General features: G+C 60.8%; 14 protein-coding genes and 4 pseudogenes. 10 read left to right on the top strand and 8 right to left on the bottom strand.

Going from position 1 to position 17,034, the window contains the following annotated elements; translation table 11 throughout:
* Positions 1-16: 16 nt before the first annotated feature.
* Positions 17-985, bottom strand: a pseudogene (locus ACUN0E_RS19695) (IS110 family transposase); the annotation flags it as partial.
* Between the two features lie 545 nt (positions 986-1,530).
* On the opposite strand from ACUN0E_RS19695, the gene ACUN0E_RS19690 reads away from it, so the two are divergent.
* The 10 genes from ACUN0E_RS19690 to ACUN0E_RS19645 all read left to right on the top strand — a co-directional run bounded on the left by ACUN0E_RS19690 (position 1,531) and on the right by ACUN0E_RS19645 (position 10,934).
* A complete protein-coding gene (locus ACUN0E_RS19690; protein WP_445567672.1) occupies positions 1,531-2,334 on the top strand; it encodes an IclR family transcriptional regulator in 804 nt (267 codons plus the stop codon).
* A gap of 158 nt (positions 2,335-2,492) precedes the next feature.
* Entirely contained in the window at positions 2,493-3,605 is a 1,113-nt protein-coding gene (locus tag ACUN0E_RS19685) for a porin (RefSeq protein ID WP_445567671.1), read from the top strand.
* Positions 3,606-3,867: 262 nt separating this feature from the next.
* On the top strand, positions 3,868-4,851 hold the full coding sequence (locus ACUN0E_RS19680) for a fumarylacetoacetate hydrolase family protein (protein ID WP_408233437.1): 984 nt from the start codon (positions 3,868-3,870) through the stop codon (positions 4,849-4,851).
* Between the two features lie 37 nt (positions 4,852-4,888).
* On the top strand, positions 4,889-5,449 hold the full coding sequence (locus ACUN0E_RS19675) for a VOC family protein (RefSeq protein ID WP_408233434.1): 561 nt from the start codon (positions 4,889-4,891) through the stop codon (positions 5,447-5,449).
* Positions 5,450-5,548: 99 nt separating this feature from the next.
* Positions 5,549-6,727 (top strand): alpha/beta hydrolase family protein, encoded by a 1,179-nt coding sequence (locus ACUN0E_RS19670; RefSeq protein WP_445567670.1) that lies wholly within the window; start codon positions 5,549-5,551, stop codon positions 6,725-6,727.
* A complete protein-coding gene (locus ACUN0E_RS19665; protein WP_445567669.1) occupies positions 6,724-7,419 on the top strand; it encodes a flavin reductase family protein in 696 nt (231 codons plus the stop codon). The genes ACUN0E_RS19670 and ACUN0E_RS19665 overlap by 4 nt, the downstream gene beginning before the upstream one ends.
* Before the next feature lie 85 nt (positions 7,420-7,504).
* Positions 7,505-8,809 carry an MFS transporter gene (locus tag ACUN0E_RS19660; protein ID WP_445567668.1) on the top strand — a complete coding sequence of 435 codons (1,305 nt, stop codon included), beginning with the start codon at positions 7,505-7,507 and terminating at the stop codon, positions 8,807-8,809.
* Between the two features lie 96 nt (positions 8,810-8,905).
* Positions 8,906-9,697 (top strand): alpha/beta fold hydrolase, encoded by a 792-nt coding sequence (locus tag ACUN0E_RS19655; protein WP_445567667.1) that lies wholly within the window; start codon positions 8,906-8,908, stop codon positions 9,695-9,697.
* 239 nt (positions 9,698-9,936) lie between these two features.
* Entirely contained in the window at positions 9,937-10,266 is a 330-nt protein-coding gene (locus tag ACUN0E_RS19650; RefSeq protein WP_445567666.1) for a hypothetical protein, read from the top strand.
* A gap of 53 nt (positions 10,267-10,319) precedes the next feature.
* Complete coding sequence (locus ACUN0E_RS19645) at positions 10,320-10,934, top strand: hypothetical protein (RefSeq protein WP_445567665.1); 615 nt, start codon at positions 10,320-10,322, stop codon at positions 10,932-10,934.
* Between the two features lie 23 nt (positions 10,935-10,957).
* On the opposite strand, the gene ACUN0E_RS19640 is transcribed toward ACUN0E_RS19645, so the two are convergent.
* The 7 genes and pseudogenes from ACUN0E_RS19640 to ACUN0E_RS19610 form a co-directional block, all read right to left on the bottom strand.
* Positions 10,958-11,689 carry a LysR substrate-binding domain-containing protein gene (locus ACUN0E_RS19640; RefSeq protein ID WP_445567664.1) on the bottom strand — a complete coding sequence of 244 codons (732 nt, stop codon included), beginning with the start codon at positions 11,687-11,689 and terminating at the stop codon, positions 10,958-10,960.
* A gap of 62 nt (positions 11,690-11,751) precedes the next feature.
* Positions 11,752-11,958: pseudogene (locus tag ACUN0E_RS19635) on the bottom strand (IS3 family transposase); the annotation flags it as partial.
* 12 nt (positions 11,959-11,970) lie between these two features.
* Positions 11,971-13,021, bottom strand: a pseudogene (locus ACUN0E_RS19630) (IS110 family transposase).
* Between the two features lie 213 nt (positions 13,022-13,234).
* Positions 13,235-13,926 (bottom strand): annotated as a pseudogene (locus tag ACUN0E_RS19625) (IS3 family transposase); the annotation flags it as partial.
* 133 nt (positions 13,927-14,059) lie between these two features.
* The gene (locus ACUN0E_RS19620; protein WP_445567663.1) at positions 14,060-15,373 is read right to left on the bottom strand and encodes an SUMF1/EgtB/PvdO family nonheme iron enzyme; all 1,314 of its coding nucleotides are present in this window, start codon (positions 15,371-15,373) and stop codon (positions 14,060-14,062) included.
* Positions 15,374-15,504: 131 nt separating this feature from the next.
* On the bottom strand, positions 15,505-16,161 hold the full coding sequence (locus tag ACUN0E_RS19615; RefSeq protein WP_445567662.1) for a helix-turn-helix domain-containing protein: 657 nt from the start codon (positions 16,159-16,161) through the stop codon (positions 15,505-15,507).
* A gap of 383 nt (positions 16,162-16,544) precedes the next feature.
* Positions 16,545-17,012, bottom strand: coding sequence for a universal stress protein (locus tag ACUN0E_RS19610; RefSeq protein ID WP_445567661.1), 468 nt, complete (start codon positions 17,010-17,012; stop codon positions 16,545-16,547).
* Positions 17,013-17,034: the final 22 nt, after the last annotated feature.

The raw sequence follows: 17,034 nt of genomic DNA, 5'->3' as shown, positions 1-17,034 counted from the left end.
TTGCGAGCATCGCCTACAACATCCGGGCATGCTTGTTGGCAATCGCAATCAGCGTCTTGTGGGAGCCCTTGCGTTCGTGGAGTTGTCTGATCCACCGTTGTGGCCGGCTTGCGTGCGCGGGGTCCGCACGCAACGCCGACTGCAACGTACTTCGGGCGCCCTGAACAAGCAGCGTGCGCAGATAGACGTTGCCGCGCAGGCTGATATGTCCCAGCCTGGTCTTGCCGCCTGAACTGTGCTGCCGTGGTGTCAGGCCGAGCCAGGCGCCCGTTTCTGAAGACCCCCGCATCGGGCACTGTGGCGGCCAGTGCACTCGATGTTACCGGACCGACGCCGAGTAGTTCGCCGGCGCGTTTGGCGACATCGCTGTTTCTGGCGTGAGTGGCGATCTGCTGGTCGCAGCGAGCAAGCCTCAGGTTCAGCGCGACCAGTTGTTCGCGCACCTCAAGCAACATGGCACGCACCGGGTCAGGCAGTCTGGCGTCTTCGATCAGCGTGGGCGACGCGCCAAGAAAGCGGTCGGCTGAACGTGCAATCACCACGCCAAATTCAGCCAGCAATCCGCGCGTGCGATTAAGCAGTGAGGTACGTTCCTCCTGCCGGCCCTGACGTACGCTGTGCCAGGCGAGAATGGCCTGCTGGTCGACAGACTTGATTGCTACAAAGCGCATGGTCGGCTGCCGTGCGGCAACAGCGATTGCTTCAGAATCGGCTGCGTCGTTCTTGCCGTCGGGGCGGAACGGTTTGACGAATTCGGGTGGAATGAGGCGTGCGATATGACCGCGGGCGGAAAACCAGCGTCCCCAGTGGTGAGAGGAGCCGCAGGCCTCCATTGCGACGCGGCAGCGAGGCAGTTGCTCAACCCACCGCATGAGTGCTTCACGTCGCAGCAGCGTCGCTGCAACACGACACCGGTAGCATCGAGCACGCAGACTGCGAAGATGTCCTTTGCCAGGTCGATGCCGACGGTAGTAAGCTGGTCCATGACTTCCCCCTCCTGTTCCGATTGATGGATGGCACCTCAATCATGGCACTTGATGCCTGCGACTTCAGCGTCACACCGGGACGGGGAAGTCTCTCACATTTGAAAAAGTCGGTGACGGACTATCTGACGAAGTTTTCATGGGTATTCCTGCACCTTGACCGGTGTACGCGAAACGTTTATAGGGTGATCTGAGAGGCCGATTTTCTCGCGAGGGAACTGAAAAAACGTAGCGACTTTTTCAAATCACAATCAGCCATCAATGGACATTCGACAGGCACGTTTGGATGGATTGACAATCCGGGCATTCAAGGCGTCGACAAAGAAGCGCGACACGCGGAGGCGAATATGATGACGGAAACACTTGCGACCACGCGATGATCTGCGGTTCGAGCGGAAGCACGCTGTTGAGTGCAGCAGGCCGGTCGACGTATGGCGTTAGTAGCAGGCATGTTCATCTGGTGGAAATCTTGATAGAAACACCAGTTACACACGCCTTCATTTCTGTTTAGGCTTGGACATCATTTGCTGACACAAGCCCTTTTCCGATGAATGCGCGAGTCAAGTCCCGCAGTATGGGGTGTACCGACCTGGGCACGATCGAACGTGCGCTGGAATTGCTGCGTCTGCTGGCCACCGCGGGCCGCTATGGATTGGCGCTCACGCAACTGTCCGGCACGACCGGGCTGCCGCATTCGACCGTACACCGCTTGCTGCATCGGCTGATTGCCGAACGCATGGCCGTGCAGCGGGAATCGGACAAACGCTACGTACTGGGTCCGCTGAGCATGGAACTGGGTCTGGCGGCATCGCAGATCTATGACATCCGCGAACCCTGTCGTCTGATTCTTGGTCGGCTGGCAGAGGACATCGGCGATACCGTCTATCTCACCGTCCGCAGCGGCAATGAATCAGTCTGCGCGGACCGCTATGAGGGGCCGTCGACGATTCGGGTCGTCACGCTGGAAGTGGGCAGCCGACGCCCGCTGGGGCTCGGCGCGGGCGGGCTCGCAATTCTCGCCGCGATTCCGGAGGAGGAGCGCCGCGTCACGATCGAGCATCTCGTGCAGCGCCACGGCGAAAACAAATCGCTGCGCTCCCGGGCGCTTTGCTCGGCCATCGATGCCTGTCGCAAGCACGGCTATTCGCTGATCCGCAGCCAGGTGACGCTCGGGACGACGGCCGTCGGGGTGGCGATCCGCGACACGCTGGACAACCCGATCGCCGCGGTTAGTGTTGCGGCCGTCGATAGCCGAATGACTGAAGCACGGATCGAATCGCTATCGCGCAGACTGCAGTCGACCGCATCCGCTATCCAGAGCGCGCTGCACAGTTTTCCCCGGCAATACTGACGGGCTCTCCCGGAGCGGCACCCGACAGTGTTCGTGTCCACTGGCTGGAAGATGCCCTGTCCAGTCGATCGAAAGACCTATCATTGGCACGTAAGAGGTTAGATATGCTAATCGATACGGTTTTCGATACGGTTTTTCGCAATCGAAAATAAATACCAATGGAGACAAATATCGTGCCGTGCTCTTTTTCTATCCGGAAGATGCCGTATCTTTGCGCGCTGGCGGGGGGCGCATTACTTTGTGGCGGGGTCGCTCATGCGCAATCCAGTGTCACGCTCTATGGTGTGCTGGACGCTGGCCTTCTCTATGCTTCGCACTATCCTGCGGCAAACGGAAGCAATGCCGGTCATATCTATGCGTTCAACGACAGTGGGACATGGGCCAGTTCATTCGGGTTGCGCGGCGTGGAGGATCTCGGCGGCGGCACCCGGATGGAATTCCGGATTGAGAGCGGTGTCAGTTTGGGGACGGGTGCCTTCAGCAATTCGAACAAGAATGCATTCGGTCGCCAGACCTATCTGTCAATGGACAACGACGATTACGGCAAACTCACGGCCGGGGTGCAGTTTTCCCCGTTCTTTCGCTCGGTCGTCGCGACCGACCCGAGAGGCGCCTCGTTCTTCTTCGGCTCCGCCGAGACGCTGTACGTTGACAATGTCTTCGTGACCGGAATGTTCAACGCCAATGCGATCACTTATGACAGTCCGAAGATCGCCGGGTTGCAGGGCAGCGCGATGATCGCGCTCGGCGGGGAACCGGGGGATTTTGCCGCGGGTCGCCAATATGCTTTCCGATTGGCCTACGACACGCCGTTCGTGCACGTAGACGCCGCCATGTACAACGGGGACAGTGGCGGGACGGCAGCCAGCACGCCTGCACCCAGCACGGCCTCTTTTGCGGGCAGAACGGCGGGCGTCAAGTTCCACTTCGGCCAACTGGATTTCGGCGCGGACTATGCGTTGTACAAGGTCAAGGGTGGCTTCTCGAGCCAGGTGTATGGCACCGGCTTTAATTACCAGATGACGCCGTCCTGGAATCTCAACGCGGGAACCTGGTACACGCGTAACGGCAACAACTCGAGAGATCACTCTATCCTCGTAGCGACCGGCGTGGCCTATTTCGTTTCCAGGGAGACGACCCTGTATACCCAGTTCGGCTTCGTGGACAACCACGGCAGGATGAACACGGGCTTCATCGCAGGGCCGTCCCTGCCTCACGAGGTGCCAGGCAGCACGATCGCGGTCGACATTGGCGTGCGTCACACGTTCTGACGCGACCTTCATGGGTCCCGCAGCGTCTGTCGCCTGCTGATTCCATCAATTGGAAATCGGATCAATCCGGCAACGACGGAACGAGGTGCTAGCGATGCGGAGTATCCCAGTATTTCGAGGCAAATACGGAAAATGACACATCACGCATCTGTGTCCACGGAATGGAAATAGGGGCATCTTCCTGAATTTTCAGCCTACCATCGATGGCACATGACAGGTGCAATTGATTGAAAGCGCAGGCTAATCGAGAGGAGTGGGTTGAATGAAACTGGCATCGTTGAAATCCGGGCGCGACGGCAAACTGATTGTCGTAAGTCGCGACCTGAGCCGGGCAGTGAGTGCAAGTTCCGTTGCGGCGACCTTGCAGGAGGCGCTGGACAACTGGGCGGAGCGGGCGCCGGGGCTGCGGAGGCTGTACGGCGCGCTCAATGAGGGCATCGCCACCGGGGCTTTCGATCTGGTTCCGGAGGCGCTCGCGGCACCGTTGCCGCGCGCGTTCCAGTATCTGGATGGTGCGGCCTATCTGAGTCACATCCGCCGCAATCGCGCGGCTCGGGGCGAGCCGCTGCCTGATGATCTGTACGATCGGCCGCTCGTTTATCAGGGCGTCTCTCACGGTTTTCTGGGCTGGAACGAGGATGTGCGGTTGCCGTCCGAGGACCTCGGCATCGACTTCGAGGCGGAGATCGCGGCGCTCACCGGCGACGTTCCGATGGGGGTGTCGGCCGATGACGCCTGCAAACACATTCATCTGTTCGTGCTGCTCAACGACGTCTCGCTGCGGGCGCTGATTCCCGCCGAGTTGAAGCGGACGTTCGGGTTCCTGACCGGCAAGCCTGCGTCGAGCATGGGGCCGATCGCGGTGACGCCGGACGAGCTCGGCGAGTTGTGGGACGGCCGACTGGTGAGCGGCGAGATGCGTTGCTGGGTGCGGGGCGAACAGGTCGGCAACATCGAGACGGGAATCGATACGCCGTTTCATTATGGCCATCTGATTGCGCATGCTGCGCAGACCCGAAATTTCGAGCCGGGTACCGTGATCGGCCTCGGCACGGTGTCGAATGAGAATGAATCGGCCGGTTGCGGCTGCATCGGCGAAATTCGGGCCCTGCAGACACTGCGGAACGGAAGTCCCGCGACGTCGTTCCTGAAATTCGGCGAACGGGTCCGGATCGAGCACTTCGATCGCACGGGGCATAGCGTCTTCGGCGCCATCGATCAGCGATTCGTGTCGAGCGGGCATTGACCCGCGCGCGTCGGCGAGATTTTCGAGGAGCGACATCATGCTTTGCAAGGGACTGCATCACGCGGCGTTTCGCTGCCGGGATGCGCGCGAGACGGCGGACTTCTACACGGGCGTCCTCGGACTGAAGTTTATCCATGCGATGGGCGAGGACCATGTGCCGTCGACGGGCGCGTACAGCCCGCATATCCATATCTTCTTCGAGATGGACGACGGCAGCTGTATCGCGTTCTTCGAACTGCCGCGCGATCGGGGGCAGGCATCGGGACGCGATCCGGAGACGCCCGACTGGGTGCAGCACTTCGCGTTCCGGGTCGCCGACAAGGCGACCGTGGACGAGGCGAAGGCGAGACTCCAGGCGGCCGGCATCCCAGTAGTGGGACCCACTAACCACGACGACTTCCTGTATTCGATTTACTTCTTCGATCCGTCCGGACACCGTCTCGAACTCACCGCGCACACGTCGACAGCCGCGCAGGACGCGCAGTTCAGGACGGAAGCCATGAGCGTGCTGGAACTCTGGGAGAAGACGCACGACTGGTCGCAGCGCGCAACGCTTTTCGGCGGCGAAACAGGTTACCGCCGGAGCGCGACGGACTAGGCCGGCGGCCGGTCACCGGTGGCCCATCAAGGTGGTGAGACAGATTTCGATAGGGGTGCGGTGGAGCAGGCCGCGCCATAAAAAATGAGGAGCATTGAGATGTTTGAATATTTCCCTGGTAACTACATGTGGTCGCTGGCCGTGAACCGTTGTTTGGCAAGCGGCGGGATCTTTGGCGAAATCCATTGGGTCTGCAAGGATCTCCTGGACGCATCGAAGTCCGGCCCGTGGGGGGATGGGCTGGCCTGGCATCATGCCTGGAAGAAGCTGGCCGAGCAGGTAGAGGCTGTCGGGGACGAAGCGATCGAAGGCGGAACAACGGTGACGGCCAGCGAGGCGTACTACCGGGCTGCCCAGTACTACCAGTGGGCGGAGGCGTTTTTGCCGCCGGACGACGATCGGGCGCCGGCCACGTTCGCCAGCCACATGGACACCTTCGCGCGTGCCGCCGCGTTGATGCATCCGCGTGTCGACACGTTCGATATCCCGTTCGATGGCAGCTTCATTTCCGCGTACTTCGTGCCCGCCCAGGGCGTGGAAGGGCTGGCGCCTGCAGTCATTCTCTCGGACGGTCTCGATGGGACCAAGGAAGAGATGTTCTACGTGGCCCGTGCGTTTGCTGCCCGGGGCATCAGTTGCCTCGCGATCGACCACCCGGGGCAAGGGGCGACGCTGCGCCTGGGGAAGCTGACTGCGCGCTACGATTCCGAGGTGGCCGCGGGCGTGGCCTACGATTACCTGGTCAGCCATTTCAACGTGGACGCCGAGCGCGTCGGCATCTGCGCCGCGAGCATGGGCGGCTATTACGCGCCGCGCGCGGCCGCGTTCGAGAAGCGGCTCAAGGCCTGCGTGGCCTGGGGCGCGATCTACGACTATCACGGCATCTGGGCCCGCCGTCTGAACGTGCGTCCGGGTGAGCCGATCAGCGTCAACGCCGACGCCGCGCTCGGCACAACGGGCACCCATCTGCTGCGCATTCTCGGCGTGTCGAGCTATGACGAAGCGCTCACCAAACTCGAGAAGTTCACGCTGGAAGGCGTGGCGGAGCAGATCAGCTGCGACATCCTGCTCGTTCAGGGCGAAGACGACAAGCAGACGCCGCTGCCCGAGGCGGAAAAGCTGTACGCGGCGATCGGATCGAAGTCGAAGGAACTGCGTGTCTATACGCGTGAGGAAGGTGGTGCAGCGCACGTCCAGCTGGACCGCCCCGAGCCGGCGCTGAGCAGGATCGCGGACTGGTTCGTCGCGAAGCTGGCGCTTCCGGAGAGCGTTCGATGAGCTTCGAGGCCGCCATGGCATCGCTGCACCCGCGCGACAGGTACAAGCTCCTGAGCGCGAGTGTGGTGCCTCGCCCGATTGCGTTCGTGACGAGCGTGAGCGAGGACGGTGTGGTCAATGCCGCGCCGTTCAGTTTCTTCAACGTGTTCTCGCCCGATCCACCCGTGGTTGTGCTCGGCGTTCAGAAGCGGTTCGACGGAACGGTCAAGGACACGGCCCGGAATATCGCCGCCAACGGGGTCTTCGTCGTCAATCTCGTCGACGAGGATCTGGTTACGGCCGCCAATGTCGCGGCGATCGACTTTCCGCCCGATTACTGCGAAATCGATGCGGCGGGGTTGACACTGATCGATGGGGTGGATGTGCCGGTGCCGCGTATCGCAGAAGCTCCGTTTTCGCTTGAGTGCCGGCGCATCGCGTCGCTCGTCCTGGGTTCGAAGGGCGAGCTCGTCATCGGGGAAATCGTGCGGTTTCATGCGCGGGAAGGTCTGGTTGACCCGGAGCGGATGTACGTCAACGCACAGGCCTATCGCCCGGTCGCGCGTATGGGCGGCATGACCTACGCGCGGCGGCCGGATCTTTTCACGATGAACATCGACAGCGCTGAGGAGTGGTTTGCCCGCCAGGGGGAACCTGTACAGCAGGAGCAGGCCGTCGCGCCTGCCGGGCATGCCGGGAAGAACCAGGACTAGGCCTGCGACGCTCTCGTGAGCATAGGGCGGAAGCGCTGGATGACGGCGCTTGCGCCCGTTGGATGCACAGGAAGGAGGAGATCGGATGATGGCGAAACTGATGAATATGGACGGGGAGACTGATGAGACGGTCTATCTGACCGGCAACGTGCAGCGTACGCTTGCGCTGTTGACATGCTTTCTTGTCATTCTGCTGGATGGGTTCAACACGACGTCGGTGTCGTTCGTCGTACCTCGTCTCGCGCATGAGTGGGGGCTGCTTCCGGCGCGCTTTACGCCGGTTTTCGTGGCGACCAATGTAGGGGCATTGATCGGCTATGTCGTGATCGGCCCGCTTGCCCAGCGGATCGGATATCGCGCGGCCGGCGTCGCGAGTGTCGTTCTGTTTGGCGGTTTCACGTTCCTTGGCGTGTTTTCGACCAATATTGCGATGCTCTCGGTGCTGCGCCTGATCGCATCAATCGGGCTCGGTTCCGTGCTGCCGATCGCCATTACGGCTTCGACCAGCATCATGGGTCCAAAGCACAAGATTGCCGCCTCGCTGCTGGTGACGACCGGCATGTCGGTCGGTTCGGTTACGGGCGGGATCACAGGCGGACCGCTCATGCAGCATCTGGGTTGGCAATCTATCTTCATCGTGGGCGGCCTGTTGCCGTTCGTGCTGACGGTGCCGTTCTTCCGGGTGTTGTCACCGGCTTTGTGCGCGGAGCTGGCGGGCGGGCGGGATCAGGCGAGTCGCGCCGGCGGCAAGCTGCGGTCGCTGTTTTGCGAGGCGCGTGCGGGGTACACGCTGCTGCTATGGCTGTTTGCCTTCCTGGTCTTCATGGATATCTACGGGCTGCTGTTCTGGATCCCAACGCTGCTGCCGTCCTTTGGCTTTTCGGCCGCCAAGGCATCCTCGGGTATTGCTGCCTTCAGCCTAGGTGGCCTGAGCGGCAATGTGATCATGACCGTTGCCGTCACCGCGATGGTGTTGGCCGGCCGGGTACGCTTAAAGTCGGCGCTGACGATCGGTATCGTCCTGGTCATGGTCGGCGTTTTCGTGCTCGGTCGGGTGCAGTTGAGCGGGCCGGCCGTGTTGCTGATGATCGGCGTGATCGGTGCAGGCCTGATCAATTGCATCATGGGCCTGACCGCGCTGGCCGTCGCGTTCTATCCCACCGACATGCGTGCCACCGGCGTGGGCTGGGGGCATGCCATCGGGCGGATCGGGTCCTTTGTCGGCCCGTCGATCAGCGGTGCGCTGCTCTCGATGGGCTGGCCGGCGCGGGACATTGTGCTGACGGCTACCTTGCCGGCGGCGGCTGCCATCGTGACGCTGGGCGCACTGGGGTTAGCAGGACGTACGTTTGCCCGCAGGCAGTCTTCCCAGGCGCTGGCCCCGCGTTGACAGGGATATCGGCTGGGATGTGGGCGGGACATCCGGTGATGGCCGATGCCTGAAGATGCAGAGCGGGTGCGGAGTACAAGAAACGGGGAGAGACGCATGAAAAGCTTCACGCATGATGGCATCCGTATCGCTTATCACGAAGAGGGCGTCCCTGATGGGCCCGCGGTAGTGTTCAGTCATGGTTTCCTGATGGATCACGAGATGTTTTCTCCGAACGTGGCGGCGCTGCGCGACACATTCCGGTGCATTACGTGGGATCAGCGAGGTTTCGGCGAAACCGGCGCGGTTGCTAACGCGTTCAGCTACTGGGATTCCGCGCGGGATCTGATTGCGTTGCTGAATCATCTGGAGGTGACGTCGGCGTCGCTCGTCGGTATGTCGCAGGGCGGCTTCATCTCGATGCGCGCAGCCCTGCTCGCGCCCGAGCGATTTCGGGCGATTGCGCTTATCTCGACGCGTAGCGCGCCCGATGACGAGCAGGTTAAGGCGTCGTTCGAAAGACTCAAAGAGGAATGGGCATCGGGCGGCGCGGCGAACGTTGCTTGGCCGTTATCCCGTCTGTTGCTGGGCGAAGGCTATGACGCGGCGGACTGGGTGGCCAAGTGGCACAGGATCGGTATCCCGCATTTCGAGCACCCGGTGGATGCGCTAGTCCATCGCGACGACATCACGTCCCGGCTGCCGGAGATCACGCTCGACGCGATCGTGTTCCATGGCGGAGCGGATATCGCGATCGACCCGGCTTTCGGCAAGGCGCTTGCCCAAGGGCTTCCGGCGTGTCGGGATTTCATCTGTGTCGACGGTGCGGGACACACACCGAACCTGACGCATCCTGACGCGGTCAATCCCGCTCTGCGAGATTTTTTGACGCGCTACGGATGGGGCTGAACATTGTTTAGTGTGGGCCTGCAATTGATGCATCCCGTGGCTAGCCGCTAGCGGTGGTTGATTGAATCTGTCGCGCTGATTGCATCGGGCCAGCATACAGACCGGTATTTGGTGGCGCGAAATCTTTCTTCATCATCCGTTGTCGCGATACGGTAGTCGGCGCAGAACCGCGGTGCGTCCGTGAATATTTCATTGCAGGCGGCAAGGACGTCGCCAACTATTCAGAGGAAATTTCAGAAATGAAGCTATTTGCTGTACGAAAGAGCATCGTCGGGCTTGCGATCACCGCCATGACTGCCGGGTCGCTCGTGCCTGCCATGGCTCAAGACGCAGGCGGAACTGCGGCAGTCAATGCGACCGCTGTGGTTAAACCCGATGCTGCGTCGAGCGCAAAACCATCAAAGGCTGAGCGCAAAGCAGCTCGGAAAAAGGCCCGTGCAAAGAAGAATGTGGAACTGAAGAAACTTGAAGATGCCGGTTATAAACCGGCTAGCAACGACCCCAACTATCCGACCGATTTGCAGAATGCTGAGAAAAAGGCCGGCCTGGGTCAAGGTGCCAATCAATAGCCTTCTTTCGGTTTTCCGCTTCAGAGGATGCAGCGCACGACCCGCTCCGGGACATGTTTGTCTTCGATACCCTCGGTTTCCTTGCCGACTCCAATGGGGCAGGCGTCAATTCAGGCGACGGAAGAACATTTCCGTCGGTTCCGAAGCGGGCCATCGACCACGCTCGCGCCTCCGGTCTGACTGCTGTCCACACGACCTTGGGCTACGTTTTCGGCGACCTCGGTCCTTACGTGATGACGCTCAGGGAGGTGGAGCAATGGGACGCTATCGTCAAGGCGAATGATGCGGATATCGTCAAGGTATTCTCCAGCGGCGACATTCTTTGTGCGAAGAAGGCGAACAAGAACGGATTGATCTACGGATTTCAGAACTCTGACATGGGATGGCGTGGGCATCGGTACGGACGAGTGTCGACGACGATCGACAATTTGGGCGCGTTCAAGGCGGGCATATGGAAACGAGTTGAGGAGCAACGCCAGAAGGGGGTTTCCGCGCGAGGGGAAAGTGCGGATTTTTGCCGTTTGCTGTCGACCGGACCGGACCGGACCGGGTCGGTTCAGGGATCTCGCGGGCCGGATCGAGAAGATATTCGGTCAGAACTTTATCCGCTATGCGCGCGAGGTTTGGGGCAGTTGACTGCCAAGGTGCTGTTTGTAGCCGCCATCTGAAGTACCAGTTGTGATGTGTGGTCTTACGAAAGCGCTTCAACGAATGAGACGAACGCGCGCACTTTGCGCGAGTGCCTTCGATTGGGCAGATAAGTCGCATAGATGAATGCTTCGCCTGCGTCGGCGGTAATCTCTGCGTCTTCGAACAGGCGAACGAGCCGGCCATCGCGAACAGGTTGAGCGACAAGCCACCTGGGCAGAAGCGCGACGCCCTGACCTCCTATTGCAGCGCTAGCGATCATGTCCAGATTATTCGTGATGAGCTGGCCCGTCACGATGACTGATTCCGTAGCGTCGCCGGTTCTAAACTTCCACCTTTGCCGGCGTCCCGGTCTATACGCGAATTGTACGCATTGATGCTTCGCAAGGTCTGCAGGGGGCGTGGGTTCCCCGCTGCGTTGCAGATAATCTGGACTGGCCACAAGAAGCCGCTCGCTTTTCGACAGCGGTTTCACGACGAGTTTTTCATCCACATCCGGCACGCCGACGCGCACCGCGACGTCAAGCCGTTCGCTGACGAGATCGAGATGTGTGTCGGATACCACGAGGTCCATGGTGACCTTCGGGTAATCTCGAAGAAAAGTGGGGATATGAGGTGCCAAATGAAGGCGGCCATACGTTGCGGAAACGCAGACCCGCAGATGGCCGGTCAACTCGGTCCCTCGGTCAATGACGTCATTGTCCGCGTTGTTAAGGTCCGAAAGCACTTGACGAACCTGCTCGACATAGGCCTGACCGGCATCCGTAAGGGTCACGTTGCGAGTGGTTCTCGTAAGCTGACCTTGCCCCCGTTCCGCGAATCCCATAACCGAGGGAATTATGCGGCTCGTCCCTGCTGAGCCGCGAACCAGTTTTTCTCGAACGTCATGGGACTGACGTAGTCGAGTGTCGAGTGCAACCGGCGTGCATTGTAAAAGCCCAGCCAGTCAATCACCTCATCCATTGCAGCACGCCGCGTGGTGAAGTGTCGTCCATGCATACGTGCTACCTTCAGCGAACCCCACAGGCTTTCCGTCGGCGCATTGACGCTCCTATGTCAAGCAACAGGCGTCGAATCGGCCAGATCAGCCAGAATGAGCGGGTACAGCTCCCGGACGATATAGCGTTTCAGGCAGCGGTGGATTTCCTTGTGCGACATGCCTTCCTTTGTCCGACGATCGACGTAGGTCCGGGTACGTGGATCACTGCGCATCCGAACCATCGCAATGGTCCATAGGGCGTTGTTCGCAGACCGGTCACCGCCCCTGTTCAAACGATGCCGGACCGTCTTGCCGGACGACGCCTGCAATGGACTTGTGCCACAGAGTGCCGCCAGCGCCGCTTCACTTTTCAAGCGTTCGGGATTGTCGCCCGCCACAGCAACCCAATACTGCAGCGGTCTGCGGGCCGACGCCGAATCGTTCGCGAAGTCGCCTGGCATGCTGGCTGGTCAGGCTGTCAAGCATGGTGTCGAGTGCTTTGATCTCCTCTGCCAGCGTCAGCCAACGCTTCGCCAGCAAACGCAGTGTGGTCGTGAGCGTTTGCAACATTGGCGTTTTGCCCAACGAGCGAAGACGGGCGCAACCTTCAACGCACTCTGCAGTCTTCGCTTTCAGAAGACGCTCACGGATTTCCTGGGGAGCGCTCACGAGCAAGGCCCGTAACTGATTGATAGCCTGCGTCTTTGCCTTGACTGCACTGCGTCTCGCAACGGAGACGGCGCGCATTGCCTCCGCGGCGCCGGATTGCTCCTTCGGGATAGCCGTAGCCTTTCCGGCGAGGACTGCGCGCGCCGCGTTCTCGGCATCGGTTGGATCGGACTTCCCTTTAGATCGGCGCATCGCGCGATCGGGACGATTGACTTCAAACACCTCAATCTCATGATCGCGAAGCACGCGGGTCAATCCCGCTCCGTAGGTTCCAGTCCCTTCAACGCCGGCGCGCCGTAGTTGGCCGAACGAATTTGCCCAGGTCAGCAGCTCGAAATAGCCTGCTGTGTCGGTCGATACCGATAGCGTTCCGAGAAGCCTGCCTGTATCGCTGATCACAGCCCCGACATGCTTATCCAGATGCGTGTCAACACCCAGAATCACTTCGTTTTGTTCCATGCGTATATCCGTTGTAGTGGGCGCATCGCCAACCCCACTCGCAGGACAGGACACTCACGGTGCAGAACAAAGCTCCTATCAGGTCACAGACGGTGAGCCCGGCAACGCTCGGGGAACGCCGGAATCCGATCGACAGGTCAACGCAAAGGCAGCTTGGCCAATCCCAGCACGGGTCAGATCGGTCCGACATTCAGAAGCGATCTTAGACTGAGTGTCCCAGCAATCGCCGCGTCGGCTCATCGACGAGCGCATGCCGTAGGCCTTCAGCGTGTCCCGGAACAGGCCTCCGCAATACTGGCTGCCCCGGTCGCTATGCACGATTACACCAGCCTCGGGGCGACGCCGGAACCACGCCATGCGTAGCGCGTCTGTGACCAGTTCCGCTTTCATGTGCGGCTGCATCGACCAGCCCACCACCTGCCTGAACAGGTCGATGATGACCGCGAGGTACACCCAGCCTTCGGCTGTCGCCAGATAGGTAATATCGCTCGTCCAGACCTGGTTCGGGGCCGACGCCGTGAAGTCGCGCTCCAGTAGATTCGGTGCAACCGGCAGGTTGTGATTCGAGTTCGTCGTCGCGATGTACTTGCGCTTGTGCCGTGCACGAATGCCATGCTGCGCCATCAGCTTGCGAACCCGCTCCTTGCCCACGCGCACGCCACGCGCGAGCAGTTCCTTCCACATGCGCGGCCAGCCATATTCGCCTTTGACCTGTGCGTGAATCACCTTGATGTGCGCGAGCAGGGCATCGTTGCTCATGCAGCCTTTACCCAGTTGTACAGCGTCTGTTCAACCACGCCCAGTGTCGCCGCCACGGCCGCCATGCTTTGCCCGGCCTTGACCAGTCGCACTGCTTCCAGCTTGAATTCGAGCGTGTACTGCGCCCGCTTCGCCTTGCCTGTCATTGTTCTTCTCCTTGCTTGAGTTTACCTGCTCTGCAAGGGATTCGTTTTTCGGGGGCAAGCTCAGAAAGCATATGTTGAAATTATTTTCGATAAACCTTAAGGCGACTTTCCGCGTCAACTTATGCTTTATTAGTCACGCCCGCACACACCGGAACCCCGCATACACATACTGATAATGCGGCTGAAACCAGTTCCGGAAAGCCGGCCGCAGCATGCATTGCGCGGTGCGCGCCGAGCCACCTTTGATCACATAATGCTGCCCGTCGAAAAAGTTGGCGGAGTAGCCGGGATAAAACGGAAACGCTTCAAACCCCGGCAGCGCGTCGAACACCGTGGAGGTCCACTCCCAGCCATTGCCGAATTGACCTTCCACGCCGAACACGCTGACGTTGTCCGGATGCACGTCGACCGGTTGCGGATCCCAGTTGCGAAAATCGAAATTGCCTGACATTGCGTGCGGTGCGCCGTGCGCCGCGCGCTGCCATTGTGCTTCGCTGGGGAGCGTTTTGCCGGCCCAGCGCGCGTAGGCGCTGGCTTCGGCGTGACTCACATACGCCGGCCAGTCGAGCGGTAGTGGCACTTCGTCGAACATCGTGCGCAGCGTCCATGCGCTGACCTGATCGCTTCCGTTCTGCTGCGACCAGCAGGCGGGGTGCGCGATATGTTCGGCTTCCTTCCAGGCCCAATCCCTGGCCGTCCACCACTTCGGTTCGCGATAGCCGGCTGCCTCGACGAACGTGCGAAATTCGCCGTTCGTCACCATGTGGCGGTCGATCTCGAACGCCGGTACGTCGACGCGCATTTCGCCGAACTCGTTGTCCCAACCGAACCGGCCACCTTCGCGCGACATGCCGAGCACCGTTGCACCCGCCGGCACGCTGACCATCGTTGACAACGACGCGGCTCGTTCAGGACGGGTGAGCACCGGCTCCCGCAACTCGCTGACTTTCTGCGCAAGCGGCAACTGATGCAGCATGTACGCGAGCGTTTCCGCATGCATTAGCCGATGCTCGATCGCGACGTTCAGCAACTGCTCGGACGCGTCAGCCTGGGCACCCTCGCGGCCGACACGCGCCGCGTCGCTCAGCGCGTCGAGCTCGCGGTCGATTTGCTCGCGGGCGCGCCGCGCGTAGCCGCGCACGGCGTCGAGCGACGGCCAGTCATAGGGTTGATCGGTCGGAAAACCGCCGTCGACGGGATCGATACCGAAAGCAAAGAGCTCGTCGAGGTGTGGATCGAATGCCGGCAGATCGCACAGGCGTTGATCGAAAAGATTACGATCGAAAGCTTCCAGATGGCCGACGTAAAACACGATCCGGTGGCGCTCACGGATCGGCCGTTCATACAGAAACTCGGGTTTGACAATGGAAAACAGGGCGTCGGTTACTTGACGCGCGTCGATCAGACGCTGGACGAGCGGGTGATGCGGGGCGGGGTCGCGATTCATTTCGCCGGGTCTCCTTGCGGGGGACGGACTAAAGACTGTACCCGCTCGCAGGAGCCATGCCAAGGCGGATGCGCGCTAAAAAACAGCTGGACGGGGACGTGGCTGCGCGGGCCAGGTCCGGCGCGTGTGGCTTAGACCTTCTGCAAGCCTTCCAGATCGACGATCCGGATATGTTTGCCCTGTGTGTCGATCAGGCCGCGCTTTTGAAATCTTGACAGGGTGCGGCTCACGGTTTCGAGCGTCATGCCGAGGTAACTGCCCATATCCTCGCGTGTCATGCGCAGGTTGAATTCCGCCGATGAATAGCCGCGTTGCGCGTTGCGCTCCGACACGTCGAGCAGAAATGCCGCCACGCGTTCGTCCGCTGAAAGTGAGCCGAGCACCATCATTTGCTCAGCTTCGCGGACGATCTGCTCGCCCAGCAGTTTGTGCAGACGGTCCTGCATCGAACTGATTTCGCGGCACAGGGACTTGAGAGCGGGGTAGGGGACGATACAAACGGTACTGTCTTCAAGGGCGACAGCGCTGCATGCATGCACGTCTTCACTGATGCCGTCGAGTCCGAGTGCTTCACCGGCGAGGCGCAGCCCGGTGACCTGCTCGCGTCCGTCACGGTGCGCCATGACGGTTTTCAGGGAGCCGGAACGCACAGCGTAAATATTGTCGAAGCGGTCGCCGCTGCGATACAGCGCTTCGCCGCGCTGCACCGAGCGCGCGCTGCAAATGAGCGCTTCGAGTTTGGTTAGTTCGTCAGGCGACAGACCTTGTGGCATGCAGAGCGCCCGCATCGAACAGCTCGAACAGCGAGCCGCAGTGCGCGCGGTTGCTCTCACCGGCGCGGCACGACGGCCGCCACGCGCCAGTGACGAATTCGGAGTGGAATCGGCGGCGCCGGCGGAGTGAGTCACTGCGGTAGGAGTAAGCATGTTCTGCAGCCATTTGTCAGGGTAACAACTGATTGTCCCACCGCCCATGTTCCCTGTTTAGCGACAAAATGACGCGTTCGCGCAGTCAGGCATCTTGAGCAATGTCACCCTGCCGTTTCTGCTTGTGGTTATGGACTGTGATGCATCGTATGGAACGTGCGTGGCTCACATTTTGGAGATAGGGCTCTGCGCGTGCCGCCTCAATGCGGCAGGCACACGCAGTTGCAACACGCGTCACCCAGCGTTCAGGCGTCTTCGCTTGCCTTGCCCGCCGCGGACGGGATCAGCAGTACGGGCAAGCTCGCCTGACGCACACAGCGCTCTGCGACACTGCCGAGAATCAGGCGCTGAAAACCACGCCGGCCATGCGTACCCATCACCAGCAGATCGGCGTTGAAGTCGGCGGCAGCTTTTAGCACCACCACCGAAACGTCGTCGAGCGAGGAGGCTTCGCCCACGGCGAGCTCCCCTTTGACGCCTTGCGCCGCCATGGCCAGGGCGAATTCCGCGCCGAGCTCCTTGCCCTCTTCGATCAGGCGGGTGCGCAGAATGGATGGGTCGTAGCCGGGTGCTTCGAAATACATCGGCGTGTTTTCGACGACGTAGAGCGGCTGCATGACAGCGCCGGTGGATTTCGCGAGCGCGAGCGCTGCTTCGAATGCACGGCGCGAGGTGTTGCTGCCATCGACCGCTACAAGGATGCGTGTGTACATATCGACTCCGCGTCTGAAGGAT

The sequence above is a fragment of the Paraburkholderia sp. D1E genome (genome assembly GCF_052682275.1).
This window is presented reverse-complemented; position numbering and strand designations above follow the sequence as displayed.

Excerpts from the sequence above, each read along its gene's own strand:
- ACUN0E_RS19690 (WP_445567672.1), top strand. The coding sequence starts at position 1,531 with ATGAATGCGCGAGTCAAGTCCCGCAGTATGGGGTGTACCGACCTGGGC.
- ACUN0E_RS19685 (WP_445567671.1), top strand. The coding sequence starts at position 2,493 with ATGGAGACAAATATCGTGCCGTGCTCTTTTTCTATCCGGAAGATGCCG.
- ACUN0E_RS19680 (WP_408233437.1), top strand. The coding sequence starts at position 3,868 with ATGAAACTGGCATCGTTGAAATCCGGGCGCGACGGCAAACTGATTGTC.
- ACUN0E_RS19675 (WP_408233434.1), top strand. The coding sequence starts at position 4,889 with ATGCTTTGCAAGGGACTGCATCACGCGGCGTTTCGCTGCCGGGATGCG.
- ACUN0E_RS19670 (WP_445567670.1), top strand. The coding sequence starts at position 5,549 with ATGTTTGAATATTTCCCTGGTAACTACATGTGGTCGCTGGCCGTGAAC.
- ACUN0E_RS19665 (WP_445567669.1), top strand. The coding sequence starts at position 6,724 with ATGAGCTTCGAGGCCGCCATGGCATCGCTGCACCCGCGCGACAGGTAC.
- ACUN0E_RS19660 (WP_445567668.1), top strand. The coding sequence starts at position 7,505 with ATGATGGCGAAACTGATGAATATGGACGGGGAGACTGATGAGACGGTC.
- ACUN0E_RS19655 (WP_445567667.1), top strand. The coding sequence starts at position 8,906 with ATGAAAAGCTTCACGCATGATGGCATCCGTATCGCTTATCACGAAGAG.
- ACUN0E_RS19650 (WP_445567666.1), top strand. The coding sequence starts at position 9,937 with ATGAAGCTATTTGCTGTACGAAAGAGCATCGTCGGGCTTGCGATCACC.
- ACUN0E_RS19645 (WP_445567665.1), top strand. The coding sequence starts at position 10,320 with ATGTTTGTCTTCGATACCCTCGGTTTCCTTGCCGACTCCAATGGGGCA.
- ACUN0E_RS19620 (WP_445567663.1), bottom strand. The coding sequence starts at position 15,373 with ATGAATCGCGACCCCGCCCCGCATCACCCGCTCGTCCAGCGTCTGATC.
- ACUN0E_RS19615 (WP_445567662.1), bottom strand. The coding sequence starts at position 16,161 with ATGCGGGCGCTCTGCATGCCACAAGGTCTGTCGCCTGACGAACTAACC.
- ACUN0E_RS19610 (WP_445567661.1), bottom strand. The coding sequence starts at position 17,012 with ATGTACACACGCATCCTTGTAGCGGTCGATGGCAGCAACACCTCGCGC.